The 19,130-nt window shown below is 63.2% G+C and carries 16 protein-coding genes; 4 read left to right on the top strand and 12 right to left on the bottom strand.

Features of this window, described 5'->3' with window-relative positions; genetic code table 11:
• Positions 1–304: 304 nt before the first annotated feature.
• The 9 genes from bcaP to AC57B6_RS22100 all read right to left on the bottom strand — a co-directional run bounded on the left by bcaP (position 305) and on the right by AC57B6_RS22100 (position 11,325).
• Entirely contained in the window at positions 305–1,696 is a 1,392-nt protein-coding gene (gene bcaP / locus AC57B6_RS22140) for a branched-chain amino acid transporter BcaP (RefSeq protein ID WP_028197763.1), read from the bottom strand.
• Positions 1,697–1,980: 284 nt separating this feature from the next.
• A complete protein-coding gene (rqpR, locus tag AC57B6_RS22135) occupies positions 1,981–2,637 on the bottom strand; it encodes a response regulator transcription factor RqpR (RefSeq protein ID WP_028197764.1) in 657 nt (218 codons plus the stop codon).
• Positions 2,638–2,647: 10 nt separating this feature from the next.
• On the bottom strand, positions 2,648–3,508 hold the full coding sequence (locus AC57B6_RS22130) for a sensor histidine kinase (protein WP_496422111.1): 861 nt from the start codon (positions 3,506–3,508) through the stop codon (positions 2,648–2,650).
• A gap of 428 nt (positions 3,509–3,936) precedes the next feature.
• On the bottom strand, positions 3,937–4,707 hold the full coding sequence (locus tag AC57B6_RS22125; protein ID WP_007179649.1) for a ferredoxin--NADP reductase: 771 nt from the start codon (positions 4,705–4,707) through the stop codon (positions 3,937–3,939).
• 424 nt (positions 4,708–5,131) lie between these two features.
• Positions 5,132–6,091 (bottom strand): ABC transporter permease, encoded by a 960-nt coding sequence (locus tag AC57B6_RS22120; RefSeq protein ID WP_496422110.1) that lies wholly within the window; start codon positions 6,089–6,091, stop codon positions 5,132–5,134.
• A gap of 21 nt (positions 6,092–6,112) precedes the next feature.
• Positions 6,113–7,096 carry an ABC transporter permease subunit gene (locus AC57B6_RS22115; RefSeq protein ID WP_491564205.1) on the bottom strand — a complete coding sequence of 328 codons (984 nt, stop codon included), beginning with the start codon at positions 7,094–7,096 and terminating at the stop codon, positions 6,113–6,115.
• A gap of 49 nt (positions 7,097–7,145) precedes the next feature.
• On the bottom strand, positions 7,146–8,720 hold the full coding sequence (locus AC57B6_RS22110; RefSeq protein WP_496422112.1) for a sugar ABC transporter ATP-binding protein: 1,575 nt from the start codon (positions 8,718–8,720) through the stop codon (positions 7,146–7,148).
• Between the two features lie 421 nt (positions 8,721–9,141).
• Entirely contained in the window at positions 9,142–10,161 is a 1,020-nt protein-coding gene (locus tag AC57B6_RS22105; protein WP_028197769.1) for an ABC transporter substrate-binding protein, read from the bottom strand.
• Positions 10,162–10,272: 111 nt separating this feature from the next.
• Positions 10,273–11,325, bottom strand: a complete 1,053-nt coding sequence (locus AC57B6_RS22100; RefSeq protein WP_028197770.1) for a LacI family DNA-binding transcriptional regulator — start codon at positions 11,323–11,325, stop codon at positions 10,273–10,275.
• Positions 11,326–11,664: 339 nt separating this feature from the next.
• On the opposite strand from AC57B6_RS22100, the gene AC57B6_RS22095 reads away from it, so the two are divergent.
• Positions 11,665–12,654, top strand: coding sequence for an aldose 1-epimerase (locus AC57B6_RS22095; protein WP_496422109.1), 990 nt, complete (start codon positions 11,665–11,667; stop codon positions 12,652–12,654).
• 13 nt (positions 12,655–12,667) lie between these two features.
• Here AC57B6_RS22095 and AC57B6_RS22090 read toward each other — a convergent pair whose 3' ends face one another.
• Both AC57B6_RS22090 and AC57B6_RS22085 read right to left on the bottom strand, forming a co-directional pair.
• Positions 12,668–13,465, bottom strand: coding sequence for an endonuclease/exonuclease/phosphatase family protein (locus tag AC57B6_RS22090; RefSeq protein WP_106352107.1), 798 nt, complete (start codon positions 13,463–13,465; stop codon positions 12,668–12,670).
• 104 nt (positions 13,466–13,569) lie between these two features.
• Positions 13,570–14,073, bottom strand: a complete 504-nt coding sequence (locus AC57B6_RS22085) for a hypothetical protein (protein ID WP_030100047.1) — start codon at positions 14,071–14,073, stop codon at positions 13,570–13,572.
• Between the two features lie 268 nt (positions 14,074–14,341).
• On the opposite strand from AC57B6_RS22085, the gene AC57B6_RS22080 reads away from it, so the two are divergent.
• The 3 genes from AC57B6_RS22080 (at position 14,342) to AC57B6_RS22070 (ending at position 17,375) form a co-directional block, all read left to right on the top strand.
• Positions 14,342–15,319, top strand: a complete 978-nt coding sequence (locus AC57B6_RS22080; protein WP_028197774.1) for an AAA family ATPase — start codon at positions 14,342–14,344, stop codon at positions 15,317–15,319.
• 436 nt (positions 15,320–15,755) lie between these two features.
• On the top strand, positions 15,756–16,862 hold the full coding sequence (locus AC57B6_RS22075) for an NAD(P)/FAD-dependent oxidoreductase (protein ID WP_028197775.1): 1,107 nt from the start codon (positions 15,756–15,758) through the stop codon (positions 16,860–16,862).
• 201 nt (positions 16,863–17,063) lie between these two features.
• A complete protein-coding gene (locus tag AC57B6_RS22070) occupies positions 17,064–17,375 on the top strand; it encodes a high-potential iron-sulfur protein (protein ID WP_028197776.1) in 312 nt (103 codons plus the stop codon).
• 200 nt (positions 17,376–17,575) lie between these two features.
• Here the strand turns inward: AC57B6_RS22070 and AC57B6_RS22065 are convergent, their stop codons facing one another.
• Positions 17,576–19,096 (bottom strand): amidase, encoded by a 1,521-nt coding sequence (locus tag AC57B6_RS22065; protein WP_046567097.1) that lies wholly within the window; start codon positions 19,094–19,096, stop codon positions 17,576–17,578.
• Between the last annotated feature and the right edge of the window lie 34 nt (positions 19,097–19,130).

Raw genomic sequence — 19,130 nt, 5'->3', positions numbered from 1 at the left:
AACTGTTCAAGCAGCTCGGCGGGAATTGCCGGCAGGTCTACCGGCTTGGCTTTCGGTTTGCGAGGCATAGTCACTCCTTGGCGACATGTTATGCCTCAAACACGAAATTACTGACAGGCCCAGTGCCGCCCCGCACAGGGGCAACGCTAATAGACCACTAACAAATCAAGGAAAGGCCAAAAGACCAACACCAGACCAGACCACGAGCACAGCAAGCAAAAGCCCAAAAGCGCACGACCAACAACCAACTACCCGGCAACGCCCCAAAAAAAACCGCCAGCCGCCTAGGCAAACAACTCAATCTTCACTTAGCCAGCTTGGAATGCCGCCGCGAATACCCAAAATAAATCACCATCCCAATGAGCAACCAAACCACAAACGCGATCCAGGTCACCGCCTGAAGATTAACCATCAAGAACAGGCAGGAAGCGACCGCCAACACCGGCACAACCGGCACACCCGGACACCGGAACGCCCGCGGCAACTCAGGATGCGTTTTACGCAAAACCAGAACCGCAATCGACACCATCGAAAACGCGGCCAACGTGCCGATGTTGATCAACTCAGCCAGCACATTCAACGGCACCAGCGCGCCAATCAACCCAAAGAAAATCCCCACCAGCCAAGTCGTAAAGAACGGCGTAGCAAACTTCGGATGCACCTTCGAAAGCTTCGCAGGCAACAAGCCATCCCGTGACATCGCGAAAATGACCCGCGTCTGGCCATAGGCCATCACCAGAATCACCGTCAGCATGCCCAGCACGGCGCCAAGGTCGATAAATCCCGCGACCCACTTCTCGCCCACTACCTGCAACGCATACGACACCGGATGCGAAATATTCGCGAATTGCGCCGACGGCACAATGCCGGTCACCACAGCCGCCACAGCGACGTACAGCACCGCGCACACACCCAGCGAAGCAATAATCCCGATCGGCAAATCACGCTTCGGATTCTTCACTTCTTCCGCCGCGGACGACACGGAATCGAACCCGATAAACGCAAAGAACATCACCGCCGCCGCGCCGAACACGCCGTTCCAGCCGTTCGGCATGAACGGATGCCAGTTCGCCGGCGTCACGTGGAAAACGCCCACGCCGATCACCAGCAGCACCACAGTCACCTTGATCGCCACCATGATGTTGTTGATTCGCGCAGACTCACGCACGCCAATCGACAGCAACGCCGTAATCGCCATCATCACGAGGAAAGCCGGCAGGTTGAACAGTGTCTCGTGCCCCGGCAACGCGCCTGGCGCCGCGGTCAGCGCAACGGGCAGGCTCACGCCGAAACCCGACAGTAGCGATTGCAGATAACCCGACCAGCCGACCGATACCGCCGACGTCGCCAGCCCGTATTCGAGCATCAGGTCCCAGCCGATGATCCACGCAGCCAGTTCGCCGAGCGTCGCGTATGAATACGTATAGATAGAACCCGCGACCGGTATGGTCGACGCAAACTCGGCATAGGCGAGCGCAGCGAAACCGCAGGCAACCGCCGCGATCAGGAACGACACCATCAGCGCCGGGCCGGCCTGAACGGCGCCCGTGCCGGTCAGCACGAAAATGCCGGTGCCGATAATCGCGCCGACGCCAAGGAAAGTCAGATCGAGCGCGCCAAGCGCTTTTTTCAGGCCGGCGTTCTGAACGCTCGCGGCGATCATGTGCTCGACGTTCTTCTTGCGAAACAGGGACATTGGCGGTGGTCTCCAGTAGTGCACGCATCTTGCGCGCCGAATGTCGGAAAACCCTCGATTTTAGCGGATGCGCGCTCACGCACCATTTTGGGACGGTGTTTCTGGCGGCGATGCGGCGGGCGGAAAATACTTGAGGAACGGGTGCCGGGCGAGGCATTTGTCTGGAGAAGCCGCGCGGGGGAAAGATTTTCGCCCGCTGCACCGCCAATCAGGATGGGAATAGCTCTCTCGTCGTTCTGCCCGTAGCGCTCGCATGCTCTGCAGCGAGCGCCGGAGAAGAAACCTCAGCCGGCCATCGCCGGATTCAGGTCGACGAGGCGGTTGCTCATCACATAAAAGGTCAACTCGGCGTTATTGCGCAGCTTCATCTTCTCGAGCAGCCGTGTGCGGTACACGCTGACTGTCTTCACCGACAGCGATAACGTCGTGGCGATGTCCGTCAGCCGCTTGCCGGACGCCAGCATGCATAGCGTCTGGTATTCGCGGTCCGAGAGCTTTTCGTGGGGCAATTGTTCGCCGTCGAAAGAGACATAGTCCGCCAGCGCTTCGGCCATGGCCGGGCTGACGTACTTGCGGCCCGCCGCGACCTGCTGGATTGCGCCGATCATCTGCGCGGCATCGACGGTTTTCGACAGGTAGCCGGCGGCGCCCGCTTTCAACGCGCGCACGGCGTATTGGTCCTCGCGGTACATCGAGAACATCAGCACGGCGACGCGCGGCGCCTTGCGTTTCAGGCGTTTGAGCACTTCGACGCCGTTCATGTCGGGCAGCGAAATGTCGAGCAGCACCACGTCGTAGCTGTGCTGGGCGACGGCGTCGAGCGCCTCGGCGCCGCTTTGCGCCTCGGTGACTTCGCGCGCGATGCCGCGGTCGAGCAGCAACTGGCGGACGCCCTGGCGAACCACCGCATGGTCGTCGGCGAGCAGAATGCGCAGGCTCATGATGGCGTGCTCACGATTGCAGCGCGCGACGCGTAGCGCCCGGTGCGCTCGCCAGCATCGCATCCCACGCAAAGCGTGCGCGTACCAGCGTGCCGCGCGACGTTTCACCGCTGTCGTTGCGGCGCGACGCCACCCGCCGGGCACTGATGCGCAGGGTGCCGTCGAAAGCGGCGCAGCGCGCCTGCATGCCGCTCAGGCCGAAGTGGCCACGACGGTCGCGCGCGTTGCGCGTCACGCCGATGCCGTCGTCGCTGACGATCAGCGTCAGGTGACGACGGCCGGTTTCGATCCGCACGTCGGCGGATTCGGCGCGCGCATGCTTCGCGATGTTGTTCAATGCTTCCTGGGCGACCCGGAACACGGCCAGCGCAGCGTCGGTGGGCAGGCGCGCGAGCCGTGCGTCTGAGGCGCAGACGAAACTCGTGCGCAGGTTGGTGCGTGCGGCGAAGTCGCGAGTCCATTGCGACAGCGAGCCGACGATCCCCGCTTCGAGCGACGGCGCATGCAGTTCCGCGACGGCTTGGCGGCTGGCGGCGCACACGGCGTCGAGCGAACGATTCGCGACGGCCAGCGCCGCCGCGCATTGCTGCGGCGCATCGGCGGGCAGCCAGGTTTCGACGCCGGCAAGGGCGAAACGCGTCGCGGTCAGCTCGGCGCCCACGCCGTCGTGCAGTTCGCGCGCGACATGGCGGCAAGCCGCTTCCTGCGCCTGAACGAGTTCGGCCGACAGTTCGCGCACGCGCGCGCGCAGCAGCGCGAGTTCGCGCTCAGCAGCGGATTGCGGCGCGGCGTGAGCGAGTGAGGGCGTAGTGTGAGTGCCAAACGGGACGATAACCGGGGCAACAACCGGGACGACAACCGACGTATCCATGACTTTCCCTCTCAGGAAGCAGTGTGGCCGGCGAAGCGGGTGCGCATCGGCGCGAAGACAAAAGAACGCATGCGAGTCTCTGGCCTCCAGTGATGTCTTTGAAGCGTTGTGCGCGACGGACAAATTGCTACGCTGTGGCGTAACGAAATTTACATTCAGTAACATGCAGGTCATGCCACGGATGGTGTGCAAACCGACCGATCGTGCGCCGCGATGATATCTTAAAAAAAGAAAAAATGCAGGTACACCAAGGGTTAGCGCGTATATTTCACGCAATGGTTGATGTTCTGCAACGGTCGATCTGTAGGAATAATACCGACGCCAAATGTTAAAACAATGGCACTAATTTGTAACTGCGCAACAAAAAAGGAGCCCGGAGGCTCCTTTTTGCTGATGCGCGGTGCTGGCCGCTCAATCCAGGTGTCCGCTTAACCCACGAACGCCTTTTCGACCACGTAGTGACCCGGCGCATTGTTGCTGCCTTCCTGGAAGCCCAGGTCGTCGAGCAGCTTGCGCGTGTCGCGCAGCATGTGCGGGCTGCCGCACAGCATCACGCGGTCGTTTTCGAGCGAGAAGCCCGGCACGCCGAGGTCGGCGAACAGTTTTTCGGTTTCGATCAGCTCGGTGATGCGGCCGCGGTTCTGGAACGCTTCGCGCGTCACGGTCGGGTAGTACAGCAGCTTTTCCTGCACCAGTTCGCCCAGATGCTCGTGCGCCGGCAGGTGGTCCGTGATGTATTCCTTGTACGCCAGTTCGTCGACGAAACGGCAGGTATGGGTCAGGACCACGCGCTCATAGCGGTCGTAAATATCCGGATCCTTGATGATCGACATGAACGGCGCGAGGCCGGTGCCGGTGGACAGCAGCCACAGCGTCTTGCCCGGCAGCAGGTTGTCGGCCATCAGCGTGCCGACCGGCTTCTTGCCGATCAGGACTTCGTCGCCGACCTTCAAATGCTGCAAACGCGACGTGAGCGGGCCGTCCTGCACCTTGATGCTCAGGAATTCGAGGTGCTCTTCATAGTTCGCGCTCGCGAGGCTGTAGGCGCGGATCAGCGGCTTGCCGTCCACCTCGAGGCCCACCATCGTGAACTGGCCGTTTTCGAAACGGAACGACGGATCGCGCGTGCAGGTGAAGCTGAAAAGCGTATCGGTCCAGTGATGGACGCTCAGGACGGTTTGTGAATTCAGGTTGCTCATGGCTTCTTGGATAGTGCGAAAAAGGCGGCCAGTCGTTAGAGCCGGCCGGCACGGCAAGGGCAATGCTGCGCTAACCCGAGCTCGGGAATCACGCGCAATCTGCTATTTTACCGCGCTCGCTGCCAGAGGGCTGCGGCGCGGCGGTTTAGCGCGGTGAAGCGGATTACCGGACCTGGAAGCGGCGGCGCCGGCAGTTGGCACGATTGGCGCCGCGAAGTACGTTGGCGTGGTGATATCCGCGCTTCAGCAGGGGTACGGCGACGGGCGCAAACCGCGCTGGGCGGCTGCCACCGGTTGTCCGGCATGCGCCGGATAGGCGCCCCGCGCGGGCAACATTTTCAGGATGATACCGAAACCTGCCGTGCACCGCAGCATTGACCCTGCTGATAAAACTGGCAAAGCACCGCGCGCGGCGCGTCGCCGCTCAGGCCGGGGCCGTCACACGCTTCTTGCCGCGCTGCCTCAGGACCCTGGCCTGCAGCACGATCACCAGCAGCAGGAAAACCCCGCGAATCACGGATTGCCAGTACGCCGAGAGGCTGATGAACCCAAGCCCATTCTCGAAATTCAGCAGATTGAACACCAGTCCGAGCAGCAGCACCCCGGCGATCGTCATCGCAATCGAGCCTTCGCCACCGGTGAGCAAGGTGCCGCCGAGCACCACCGCCGAGATCGCGAACAACTCCCAGCCGACGCCTTCGTTCGGCTGTCCCGCGCCGAACTGCGCGGCGAGGATGACGCCGGCCATGCCGGCGAGCAGGCCGCTGACCGCGTAAGCCATCACCAGCGTGCGGTCGACGTTCAGGCCCATCAGCCGCGCCGCTTCGTCGCTGCCGCCGATGGCCAGCGAATGCCGCCCGAAGCGCGTGCTGCGCAGCGCGAGCCAGCCGGCTACCGCCGCCACCACCGCCACAATCCCCGGGATCGGCAGGCCGAACAGATCGCCTTGACCGAAGTTGCCGAAGTTCGAGTCGGCGGCAATCGACACCGCATCGTTCTTGCCGAGCAGCAGCGCGACCCCGTGCGCGCCGAGACTGGTGGCAAGCGTCACGATGAAGGGCAGGATTTTCAGTCGCGTGATGATCAGACCGTTGAGCACGCCGACGGCCACGCCCGCCGCACAACCGGCCAGAACGGCGACCCAGCCGCCGTACACGCTGGTCAACGCGGCGACGACGCTGGCCAGAGCGGCCACCGTGCCGACCGACAAATCGATCCCACCCGTGATGATGACGAAGGCCATGCCGATCGAGATCAGCGCGAACATCGAGTTGTAGCGCCAGAACGAGGTGATGTTGTAGGCCGAACCGAAATGGTCGTAACGCACGAGGCCGAGCACGACGAGCGCGACGAGGGCGATCAGGATGGGGAGGTTCTTTTTCATCGCATCGAATCCGGGAGTGTCTTACCGTGAGCGCCGCTGCACATAAACCGCCGCGATGATGATGCCGGCTTTCACCACTAGCGCCGCCGCGTCGGGAATGCCGTGCGCGAGCAGCGTATAGCGCAGCATCTGGATGATCAGCGCGCCGATCAGCGTGCCGCCGATGTACGCCTTGCCACCCGTCAGCGCCGTGCCGCCGACCGCCACCGCGGCGATCGCGTCGAGTTCGACGCCGAGTCCCACCACATTCGCATCCGACGACGAGTTCACCGAGATCGAGATCAGCCCGGCCAGCCCCGCAAGCGCGGCGCATAGCGTGTAGGCGATGAGTTTCACGGTGGCCGTCGGCACCCCGCACAGGTAGGCGGCCTTTTCGTTGCCGCCGGTAATCAGCAGATACTGGCCGAACAGCGTTTTGCGCACGATCCATGCGAACAGCACGACCAGCGCGAGCATCAGCAGCACCTGAAACGGCACGCCGGCGACCTTGCCCAGGGCGATCCACTGGAAGGCGGGCGTATTGAACGCCTGCAGGCTGCCGTCGGTGACGACCTGGGCGATGCCGCGCCCGGCGATGAACAGCACCAGCGTCGCGACAATTGGCTGGACGGATAGCCTCGTCACCAGCAAGCCGTTGAAGACGCCGCACGCGGCTGCCGCCAGCACCGGCAGCACGAACGCGAGCGCAATGCCGCCCGGTCCGGGAATGTTCAGGAACAGCATCGGCGCGAGCGCGCCCGAGATCGCCATCGACGCGCCCACCGACAGATCGATGCCGCCGGTCGCCACCACCAGCGTCATGCCGATGCCGACGATCACGATCGTCACCACCTGCGTCATGTTGACGTTGAAGGTTTGCAGCGACCAGAAGTGCGGGGTGAAGATCAGGTTGAACAGCACCATCGTGAGCAGCACGATCACTTCGCGTTGCATGGCGAGGTGCCGCCATTTCTTCACTGTCGAGGCCGCCGTGGCGCGCGGCGCGGCGTTATCCGGCTGCGGCATCGGCTGCGTCGCTTGGGTGGGCTGCGTATGCAACGACTCGGTGTGCAACTTAAGCGCCATGACGGTCGCCCTCCAACGCGTCTTCGATATGGGCGGCGTTTGCCGTTTGCGCGGCTTCGACCAGTTGCGACTGGCCGTCGCTGCCGTAGGCGATGGCGTCCATGATCGCGGTCTCGCTCATGTCCGCACCGTTCAGTTCGGCGACCGTGCGGCCGTCGCGGATCACCACCGCGCGGTCGGCCACGGCGGTCAGTTCTTCGAGCTCGGAAGCGGACAGCAGCACGGCAAGGCCCGCATCGCGCAGTTCGCGCACGATCTTCGCGACGTCGGCTTTCGCGCCGACGTCGATGCCGCGCGTCGGCTCGTCGAGCAGCAGCAGCGAAGGCTCAGCGGCGAGCCAGCGGGCGAGCAGGACCTTCTGCTGATTACCTCCGGACAATTCGCGAATCGGCTGATCGGCCGAGCGCAGCTTGATGCCGAGCGACGCGATGAAACGCCCGACAATCGCCTGCTGTTTCTTCACGTCCACCACGCCGTTCTTCGCCAGCGCGCGCAAGCAGACGAGCGTGAGGTTGTCGCGCACCGAGAGTTCGGGAACGATGCCTTCGGCCTTGCGGTCCTCGGTGAGGTATGCGAGGCCGCGCGCGATGGCATCCTGTGGTGATTTCAATGCCACCGCCTCGCCGCCAATCGACAACGAGCCTTGTTCAAGCGGATCGGCGCCGAACATCAGGCGCATGGTTTCGGTGCGGCCCGAGCCGAGCAGGCCCGCGAGACCGACCGCCTCGCCCGCATGCACTGCGAGCGACACATCGCTCACCTTGGGATGCGTGCCCAGATGCACCGCGGCGATCGCCTGCTTGCCGCGCCGCGCGAGATTCGCTTCGCGCGCGGCGGCATCTTCCTGCACGACGGCGGCGAGGGTGCGGCCGAGCATCGTCGTGACGAGTTGCAGCTTGTCCATCTCCGCCATCGTGCTTTGCGCGACCGTCTGGCCGTCGCGCATCACGGTGACGCGGTCGCACAGCGCGTACAGTTCATCGAGCCGGTGCGAGACGAAGATCACCGCGCGGCCGTCGTCGCGCAGCTTGCGCACCACGGTGAAGAGCAGTTCCACTTCGCGTTCATCGAGCGACGAGGTGGACTCGTCCATGATGACCATCTTCGCATCCGACGAGACGGCGCGCGCCAGCGCCACCATCTGCTGGATCGCGGTCGAATAGCGGCCGACCGGTTTCTTCACATCGATCTGCAAGCCGAACGATTCGAGCAGGGCGGCGGCGCGCGTATGCACCGCGCGCCAGTCGATCAGACCGAAACGGCGCGGCTCACGGCCGAGGAAAATGTTCTCCGCCACGGAGCGGAACGGCACCAGGTTGATCTCCTGATAGATGGTGCTGATGCCCGCTTCGCGCGCCTGTTTTGGCGTGCGGAAATCGACTTCGCGGCCTTCGAAGCGCACGCTGCCCGAGCCGCGCCGATAAGCGCCGGTCAGGATCTTGATCATGGTCGATTTGCCGGCGCCGTTCTGACCGATCAGCGCGTGCACTTCGCCGGCCGCCACGCTCAGATTGGCGCTGCGCAGCGCGGGTACGCCGCCGAAGCTGATGCCGATATCCTGCATCTCCAGTAGCGGCGTGCGGGTGAGGGGGGCGTGTGGCGTCTGCGTGCCGGATTCCGTCACGGATGTCCTCCTGATGCGTGTGCTGCTTCACGTGCCGGCTGAGCCTGCAGCGTGGGACGCACGTGTGAGCCGCTGTGACCATTCGTTCGGGCGCTCTGCCGACGGTGTCGCCGAACCATATTACGCCGCACCAAAGTCAAGCGGCGGCTCATGAAAAGCGAAGCGACGGCCCGTGCTGCCACGAGCGCGTCGCTCCGAACCCTTCTCGCCACCCGCTCCCCGAGGAGACTGATCCGGAGCGGGGACGTCCTGCGGGCACTGCCCTGAAGAGGCTTGCCGCGCGGTATGGAGCGCGTGGACCACGCCGTTCAGGCATAGTCCTCAAGCTGCATAACCGCGTGTACGACGGCGCGCCTGTCGATCAATAGCCGTACTGCATGTTCTGCTGCACGTTGCTCTTGTCGTAGAAGCGGTCCGACACCTTGACCCACGTCGGGATCTTCTCGCCCTTCGCGTAACGCTGGGCGACGTCGCAGGCGAGCGGGCCGAAGAACGGGCTCGATTGCACGCTTGCGCCGAGTTCACCGGCGGCGATTGCATCCATGCCGCCCTTGGTGCCGTCGATCGTGACGATCTGGATGTCCTTGCCCGGCTGCTTGCCGGCCGCCTTGATCGCGGCGATCGCGCCGAGCGCCATTTCGTCGTTATGCGCGTAGACGGCGGTCACGTCGGGATGTGCCTGCAACAGCGTTTCCATGACCTGGCGCCCCTTGTCGCGCGCGAAGTCGCCGCTTTGTGAGGCGATGATCGTCATGCCCGGATTCTTCGCGATGACTTCGTCGAAGCCCTTCTTGCGATCGTTCGCCGCCGACGCGCCGGTGGTGCCTTCGAGTTCGATGATTTTCGCCTTGCCGCCGGTGGCCTTGACCAGCCAGTTGGCGGCCCGATGGCCCTGATCGATGAAGTCGGAGCCGATGAAGGTGATGTAGTCGCGGCCTGCCTTGGCGACCGACTGGTCGACGTCGCGGTCGACCAGGATTACCGGAATGCCGGCCTTCTTGGCCTGCAGCACGACCGGTGCGAGCGGCTTTTCTTCGCGCGGCGGGAACACCAGCAGATCGACGTGCTGCGCGATCATGTTCTGGATGTCCGATACCTGTTTCGCGTTCGAGCTGTTGGCGTCGGTCATGACCAGTTGCCAGCCGCACTTCGCGGCGACGTCCTTGAAGCTCTTGGTCTCCGCGAGACGCCACGGATTGTTGCTTTCGGTCTGCGCGAAGCCGACTTTCAGCGGGGTCTTGTTGGGCAACTTCGGCAACGCGTCGTCGGCGTGCGCAGTGGCGACGCCGAACCCGATTGCCAGAGCCAGCAGCGAACCTGCCAGCGGACGAATCTGTTGCTTGCGCACGTGCTTGCGCGACTGCGTGTTGAGCGACGCCATTGTCTTCCTCCAGTACCGATGAGATGTATTTGCTTTTAGTGTTTCTCCTGGCGGCGGGGTTGCTTCACCCCGACCGCACGTGCCGATTATTTCATCGAGAATTATTATCGGTCAATCACTAATAATATTAATTGCCGGCTTTTTTGCCTCGGTAATTACCCTGACCGAGCCGCGCTCGATGAGCGGTCCGTCGAGTTTCACCAGCCGGTGCCGCACCGGTGCGCCGGCCGCGCGGTTGTGCTCTTCCTGCAGCAGGGTTTCGACGGCCCAGCGCCCCAGTTCGTAGTTCGGCAGCACCACCGTCGACAGCGGCGGATGCGTGTGACGGGCAATTTCCTGGTCGTCATAGCCGAGTACGGAAATGTCTTCGGGCACGCGCAGGCCGAGTTGCTTCAAAGCCTCGATTGCACCCAGCGCGGTCAGGTCGTTGGCGCAGAAGATGGCGGTCGGCGGATGGGCTTCGCGCATCAGGGAGAGGGTCATTTCGAAGCCGAGCCCCGAACTCCAGTCGCCGTCGCGCACCAGTTCCGGCGCGAACGGCAGGTCGGCGGTGGCGAGGGCGGTGCGATAGCCCTTGAGGCGGTCTTTCGAGGCGTCCTGCCACGGCTCGCCGTTGATGTAGCCGATCCGCCGATGTCCCGCCTGCAGCAGATAGTCGGTCGCCAGATGGCCGCCCGCGACCTCGGCGGGCACCACCGACGACACCGCGCTTTCGCTCGTATAGCAGTTCAGCAATACGGTGGGCACCTGCGAGAGTGCCGTGGGCAGTGTGACCTTGCGGGTGTAGACGGTCGCGTAGATCACGCCGAATACGTGCGGGTTTGACAGTGTGGCGTCGAGCACCTGCTTTTCGATGTCGGCGTTGCCGTGCGTCGAGTAGACGGCCAGCATCTTGCCGTTTGCATAAGCCACATCGCGCGCGCCGTCGATGTTGACGACCGGGTGGGGGCTGGTGGAAATCTCGTCGGCCAGATAGACGATCAGGTTGCGCTCGTCGTTCGAAGCCGACACCGGTTCGCGCAGCGAAAGCCGGTAGCCCAGGTCGTGCGCGGCCTTCAGCACCTTGTTGCGGGTGGTCTCGGAGAATTTTGCGCCGGTCGCGTTGTTCAGGACCAGCGAGACCGTGGATTGCGACACGCCGGTGAGCTTGGCGATGTCGGTCATGGTCGGACGGCGTTGAGTCGATTTTTTCATTGTGCGGGCCGCGTTGCAGCGGCGCAAAAACAGGGGCATGCCGGTGGCATTCGTGGTGCGACGGTACCACTAATAATATGCACGCAGCAACGCGCGCTAACCCGCCATTTGGGAGCTTCTAACAACACGTGGATGGGTCAAATCAGACAAATTTATTACTAATAATATTGACCGATGTGCTTTGGCGTGCGATTCTCGGTCGCGCGAACCTCGACGGTTCGCCGGCTGCGCGCTGTGCGCGGCATGCCATAGGGAGACATCGATGGGCGTTCATGCCGCCATCCGCCTGAGGCCCGGCCTTTTCTGACCATGCGCGACGTTTCCTTGAATCCGGTCCGGCCCTTCGGCCATGAACTCACCGAACTCACGTGGCTCGACGACCCCGCGATCGCGCCGACGCTTGTCACGCTGACTTCAGGCGCCACACGCGTGGTGGTCGCGCCTGAAATCGGCGGCGCGCTGGCAGCTTATTACGAGTCGACGCCCGCAGGCCCGCTGCACTGGTTGCGCCCAGCCACGCAGGTAGCGTTCGACGAACGCGATCCGCTGCGCATGGCGAGCTTCCCGCTTTTTCCCTACTGCAACCGGATTCGCGACGCGCGCTTTCAGTTCGGCGGCGTCACGGTCGATCTGAACGGCAATGACAAGCGTTTTGCGCACGCGCTGCACGGCAATGCGTGGCGGAGTCCCTGGCAGGTAGGGGCGCGCACGGAGCGCTCGGTCGAGTTGCACTTCGAACACGAGCCGGATTCGCAGCGGCCCGGTGACTGGCCGTTCCGTTATCGCGCGCGGCAACACATCGAGTTGATCGGCGGCGCGCTGCGTATCGCGATGTCCGCGCAGAATCTGAGTGAGCGGCCGATGCCGTTCGGCATGGGCCATCATCCGTACTATCCGCGCACTGCGCAGACCCGTGTCTACGCCAATGTGCAAGGCATGTGGCACGCGGACGCGAACGTGCTGCCCACGCATCTCGGTCCGCACCCGGCGGTCGAGGCGCTGCTTCACGGCATGTCGCCGGATGCGTTCGCGCTCGACAACAACTTCGCCAACTGGTCGCGCGAGGCGACGATTGCGTGGCCCGACGAACACCGTCAATTGACGATGACCGCCGATGCGCCCTTCGATCATATGGTGGTATTCGCGCCCGCCAACGATACGCAACTGTGCGTGGAACCGGTGACCAACACCACCGATTGTTTCAACGCGGTCGGCATGCGGGAGCACGTGGGCGGTTGCGTGCTGCAGCCGGGCGAGGAGATTGCCGCGGCGCTGAACTGGACGCCGCGCAGGGGCTAGTTCGGAGCGGGGTTCACTCCACCCGCAAGCGCGCCATGTACGGCAGGTGATCCGAGAGCCACGCGGTTTCCTGCGTCGGCTGGATCCATTCGACCGGTTGCATTCCACGCACGAACATCTTGTCGAGCGCGAGCGCTGGAGAGAAGGCCGGGAACGTGCGAGCGGATTCGCCGAGCAATGTGGCCACTTCCTGCAGACCGTGTTCGGCGAAGAGCGGTACGGAGTCGTTGCGCCAGTCGTTGAAGTCGCCGGCCAGCACCAGCGGACCGTCCGGTGCTTCTTTCGCGATCCAGTGCGCGATCCAGTTCATCTGCCGCAAGCGCGCCGAGCGCGTGAGCGCGAGATGCGCGCACAGCAGCGTGACCGAATGACCGCCGAAGGTGGCTCGCGCCACCAGCAGCCCGCGCCTTTCGAAGCGGTGCGCGGAGATATCCCAGCGTCCGCCGAGGTCGAGCGGATGCGGCGACAGAATCGCATTGCCATGCCGCCATGACGGTTTGAACACGTTCGGTCCAAGCGCAATTTCGAGTTCGGCCGCGCGTGCGATCTCTGTGGCCTGGCAATGCCAGACATCGCTTAACGGATCGGCGAGCGGCGAGCCGAAGCTGCTCGCCAGCATCGGCGAGGGCATGCGCCGCGCCATCGCTTCCTGTAAAAAATACGCGTCCGCGTGGGTCGACTGAACCCAGCGCTGCATGGCCTGCCACGCCTGAAAACCGAGCGGTGTGCGGCCTTTGTGCAGATTCCAGCTCACCGCAATGAAATCCTTGGGCGCTGCGCTCTCGCGGATCAATTCTTCTGGGTTTCGCATGCCGCGTTGTCCACGTGTTCTGTTGAGGCTTCGGTTGTTCGCTTGAGTTTGCTCGAGGTTGCCTGGACCTGCGCTGGTGCGACTGCTCCAGCGCAGGCTCGGGTCTAATCAGGACTGTTTGCAAGGCTCGCACGCACGCGATAGACCAGCTTCGGATCCTTGTCGACGATCGTCCAGGTGGCCCATTGGCCGGCCGGCACTGTCAGACCGGGATGGCTAGCGCTCACCTGACGCGGTTGCGGCGGCAGCTTGCAGCCGGTGTCGGTCTGCTGCGGCGTGTCTTCCTCGAACGTTTCCTGCGCGTCGATCGACAACGTGACCGCGCTCGCATCCGCCCGCAGCGGCGAGACCGTCAGCGTGCGCGCCAGATCGATGCTGCCGCCAGGCTGGTCTTTACAGCCGACGTTGTGCTGCACCACCTTGTGATGCGTGTCCGTGCGCGCCTGGCCGACGGTCGTAGTGCCGTCGAACGAATCGATCTGCTGGCCGTCGCGCATGACCTGCAGCTGCCATTGCACGACCTGCTGCGCCGACCCTTGCGCGTTGGCAAGCAGTGAGGTGCCGAACAGCGCGGCGGTCAGCACCGCGGCGATACTGGTTTTCCACATAAACAAAATCTCCGGTCACTGCATCCGGCAGGTTAGACAGAAGGCCATCTTACGCCTGATGCGCTGAACGCCTTTCTGACATTTCAAACAGGGCCGGGTTCAGCAATACAGTATTTCAGGTGGGGCGAGGTATCACCGAAAACAAGCCGTTGTTAGCAGCAGAGCCGCACGACTGCTGGCTTGCACACGAATATGTCATCGCTACACTGAAACTGGAACGGCGCCCATCAGGCGCCGCAGCAGCAAGGCCAGCCAGACGGGGTGAGCGATGACAACAGCCATGGTCAAACAGGAAATCGCCGTAGCATCTTTCAGCCAGGTGTACGACCTCGATCAGGTCGAGCACGCACTGAACGATCTCGGTGAAGGCGCGAACGAGGCACTGCGCGCCACATACGAAAAGATGCTGAAAACCGGCAATCTGCGCTTCTGCGTCAAGCCGAACCGGATGCCCTCGATCGACGATCTGATCGACGCGCTGCCCAACTTTTCAGCACCACTCGACGACATCCGCAAGCAGGTCGCCCTGTGTCTCGAGACCGAGGACCGTCTCGAACTCATGCCGATCCTGCTGCTGGGCGACCCGGGTATCGGCAAGACTCACTTTGCCAAGCAGTTGGCGCGCCTGCTCGGTACCGCCTACCAGTATGTTGGGATGAGTTCGTTGACGGCAGGGTGGATTTTGTCGGGTGCCTCGTCGCAATGGAAGAACGCCAAGCCGGGCAAGGTGTTCGATGCGCTCGTGAACGGCAGTTACGCGAACCCCGTAATCACGGTCGACGAAATCGACAAGGCCACCGGCGATTCGCAATACGATCCGCTCGGCGCGCTTTACGCGCTGCTGGAACACGACACGGCACAGGCTTTTATCGACGAATTCGCCGAGATCCCCATTAATGCCGGCCACGTGATCTGGATTGCAACGGCGAACGACGAGCGCTCGATCCCCGAGCCGATTCTGAACCGGATGAACGTGTACGAGATTCCGCCGCCGGATCACGACGGCGCGCGCCGTATCGCCCAATCGATCTATCACGAGATTCGCTCGGCGCATAACTGGGGGCTGCGCTTTCCGGAAACCCTCGGCGACGCCGCGCTCGATGCGCTGAAGCTGGCGTCGCCCCGTGAAATGCGGCGGGCGATTCTGAATGGCTTCGGCGCGGCGCGCATTGACGGGCGCGATGGAATTGAAGCCAGCGATATCAGGCTGGATTACGGAAATCGCCGAAAACCGATCGGTTTTTGAGGTTTTTTGCGCCGTTTTTGTGTGAAAACCCCCTTCAACGGAGTTTATTGAGGTTGCAAATCGGGTATCCATACCGAAAATAAGGTGAATGCTTCGGCAATTGTTGCTAATTACGAGGTGCGATTGCGTCGTGGCACATGCTGTTCGCGCCGCCGTTGTGCATCCGGCCCGCATGAAGAGTCGAGCGCGGCGGCCGTCGGCGGCGTACACTGATCCTGTCCGAAGCATGCGTTTTAGACCTGTTCGAGACCGAATGCCCGCAGTTCCGACTGCGGGCATTTGTGTCTGTGCAGCGTCGTGCAATTTTTCCAGACGGTTGCGGAAGGCCAGGAGCGTTCGACAGCGAGCGGTGTGCGGTTCTCGATAGCCGCACCCTGTCTTCATGGTTATCGGGTGAACGAGGCAGCGCGCGGCAAGGTTGGCCGCGTCAAGGGACATGGATCAGATCGAATGTGTAGTGATCGGCGCAGGCGTGATTGGCCTCGCCGTGGCGCGCGCTCTCGCGGCGCGCGGGCGCGAAGTAATCGTACTGGAAGCGGCCGAGGCGATCGGTGTGGGCACCAGTTCACGCAATAGCGAAGTGATTCACGCGGGGATCTACTACCCACGCGGCTCGCTAAAAGCGGCGCTCTGTGTGCGCGGCCGCGAGATGCTCTACGAATACTGCGCCGAGCACAACGTGCCGCATTCGCGCTGCGGCAAACTGCTGGTGGCCACCTCGCGCAATCAGATTCCTCAGCTCGAAAGCATCATGGCGAAAGGGCGTGAGAACGGCGTGCTCGACCTGATGCGGATCAACGGCGATCAGGCGCAAGCGCTCGAACCCGCGCTCGAATGTGTGGAAGCGGTGTTTTCGCCGCAGACAGGCATCGTCGATAGTCATCAGTTGATGCTGGCGCTACAGGGCGACGCCGAGCGCGACGGCGCGGTGTGTGCGTTCCACGCGCCGGTCGAGGCGATCGAGGCGAGCAACGGCCGCTTCATCATCAAGGTGGGCGGCAGTGCGCCGACCACGATCAGCGCTGCCTGCGTGATCAACAGCGCCGGTTTGCAGGCGAACGCGCTGGCCCGCACGATTCGCGGCCTCGATGCACGCCATGTGCCGCCGCTTTATCTCGCGCGCGGCAACTACTTCAGCATCTCGGGGCGCGCACCGTTCAGCAGGCTGATTTATCCAATGCCGAACGAAGCCGGGCTCGGCGTGCATCTGACTATCGATCTGGGCGGCCAGGCGCGCTTCGGTCCGGACGTCGAATGGGTCGATGCGATCAATTACGACGTCGACCCGCATCGCGCGGATGCCTTTTACGCGGCGATTCGCGCGTACTGGCCCGCGCTTCCCGACCATGCGCTGCAGCCCGCTTATGCGGGAATTCGTCCGAAGCTTTCCGGCCCAGGCGAGCCCGCCGCCGATTTCGTGATTCAGGGGCCGGCCGCTCATGGCGTGCGCGGGCTCGTCAATCTGTTCGGTATCGAGTCACCGGGATTGACCGCCTCGCTGGCAATTGCGCAACGCGTTTGCGAATTGAGCGGGCGCGCCTAATCGTCGCACTTCGGGTTTTCACTCAGATTCTCACGCTCATGCGATTAACCGGCACCCCGCGCTCGATTTTCGGGCGCGGTGTCGTACCGATTCGCTTATCTCTATCATTTGGGTCGTCACGCGTAACGGCTTCATTGCTATCCTTGGGGACCGCTGTCACCAGAACGGCGATCAGTTCAATATAAATGGAGTGAGTCCCCCATGAAATCTTCCCGTCGTACGTTTTTGATCACCAGCATTGGCGTGGCATCGACTCTCGCGTTGTCGCGCCAGGCCTTCGCCGACGCACCGAAGGTTGCCGAAACCGATCCGACCGCTCAGGCGCTCGGCTATAAGGCGGACGCAAGCAAAGTCGACAAGGCGAAGTTCGCGAAGTATGCAGCCGGCCAGGATTGCGGCAACTGCAGCTTCTATCAAGGCAAGCCGACCGACCCGTACGCGGGCTGCCCGATGTTCGCGGGCAAGCAGGTCGCGAGCAAGGGTTGGTGCAGCGCATATAACAAGAAGGCCTGATTTCGTTTCAGCCGCGCGCACATTCAGTGGCGCGGCCACTGCGCTGCAACATGGCAGCGCCGGGCTACGGTCCGATCATCGAGGCGTCTGCCGCTCTGCGCGGCAGACGCCTTTTTCGTTGGTGAGCGATCTGCCGACCTTTGCGGTCAGGCGAATGAAGCGGCCCGACTGGGCCGATACGCCGCGAGCCTCCTCCTCGTCTAGCTGCGTGCCTGCATCAGCGGCGGCCGCCTGTCGAACCATGGCCGAGCCGTTTCGAGCTGCGCGGCTAGCCGCAACAGCGTTGCTTCACCGCCATTGCGTGCGGCGAACTGCACGCCGATAGGCAAGCCGCGCGCGTTCCAGTAGAGCGGCACCGACATCGCCGGTTGTCCGCTCAGATTGAACAGCTCCGTGCATCCCGCCCACGCGAATGCCTTGTTCGACGCTTCAGTCAACAGCTTCTTCATCAGCGGTTCGAGCGGCATGGCCGTGACGGCGCGCATCTGCATGCGTTCCGCGGAGGTAGGGTGCATTTCGCCGATCTTGATCGGCGCGCCCGCAAGCGTCGCACACAGAAGCACGTCGTAGCGGTTCAGCAAATCGGTAAGGCGTTCAGTGATACGGCGTTGTTCTTCCAGTGCGCTCGGCAGGCCACGTTCGCCAAGTTTGCGGCCGACATGCGCCATGGCCCATGTCGAGATCTCGAATTCGTCGCGCAGCGGCTTGCGGCCCGTGATGCGGTCGGCGTTCAGCACCATTTCTTCCGCCGTCACCGACCAGAGCATCAGGAACGCATGGCGGACTGCCGCGAAATCGATCCCGAGCGATACCGGCTCGATGTTGTGTCCCAGCGAACTGGCGAGTTGTGCAGCGTCTTCGAGCGCGGCGCGCGAGTCGGTGGAGAGCGAAGGCGCCAGCATCGAATCGGTGACGTAGGCAATGTTCAGCGGCTTGCACGGCTCGCGGCTTGCGCCAAGGAAAGTGCCCGGCGCGCCGAGCGGTCTATCGGCGTTGCCCGCCAGCAGATCGAGCAGTAATGCGCTGTCGCGCACGCTGCGCGATACCGCATGATCGACACCGAGTTCGCCGACCGGCGCGGTCGGCGCCGCGCGCGGCACCCGTCCGCGGGAAGGTTTGAGCCCGAACAATCCGCAACATGACGCGGGAATGCGGATCGAGCCGCCGCCGTCCGACGCGTGCGCAAGCGGCACGATGCCCGCGGCGACCGCCGCGGCCGCGCCGCCGCTCGAGCCACCGGGCGTGTGATCGAGACTCCAGGGATTACGGCACGGGCCGAACAGTTCGGGCTCCGTATAAGGCATCTGGCCGAGTTCGGACGTGCTGGTCTTGGCGAAAATATTGAGGCCCGCCGCCTTCGCCAGTGCGACGACCGGGGCGTCCTCGGTGGGGATGAAGTGGCGATAGTGGCGGCTGCCCATCGACATGCGCAAGCCGGCCACCGCCGCACCCAGATCCTTGATCAGAAAGGGCACGCCCGCGAGCGCTGCCTGCGCGCTTTCACGGTCCGGATGATTCGCGCGTTCTGTTCTGCTCGCGTCATCGCGCGAGGCACGCTGACGCGCGGCGTCATAGTCCTTCAGAACAATCGCATTGATCGCGGGATTGACGGCCTCCGTGCGGGAGATCGCGATGTCCAGCAATTCGCGAGCGCTTGCTTCGCGGCTTCGAACCAGTTCGGCGAGGCCGATGGCGTCATGGGCGAGATAGTCTGATTGCACGACGCTAGGGCCCTCTCTATTTTGAATGTCGAGT

The organism is Paraburkholderia sp. BGA-UO-ETr-F12 (assembly GCF_059567945.1).
Note: the sequence above shows the minus strand (reverse complement) of the source record. Positions and strands in the feature narration are given on the sequence as shown.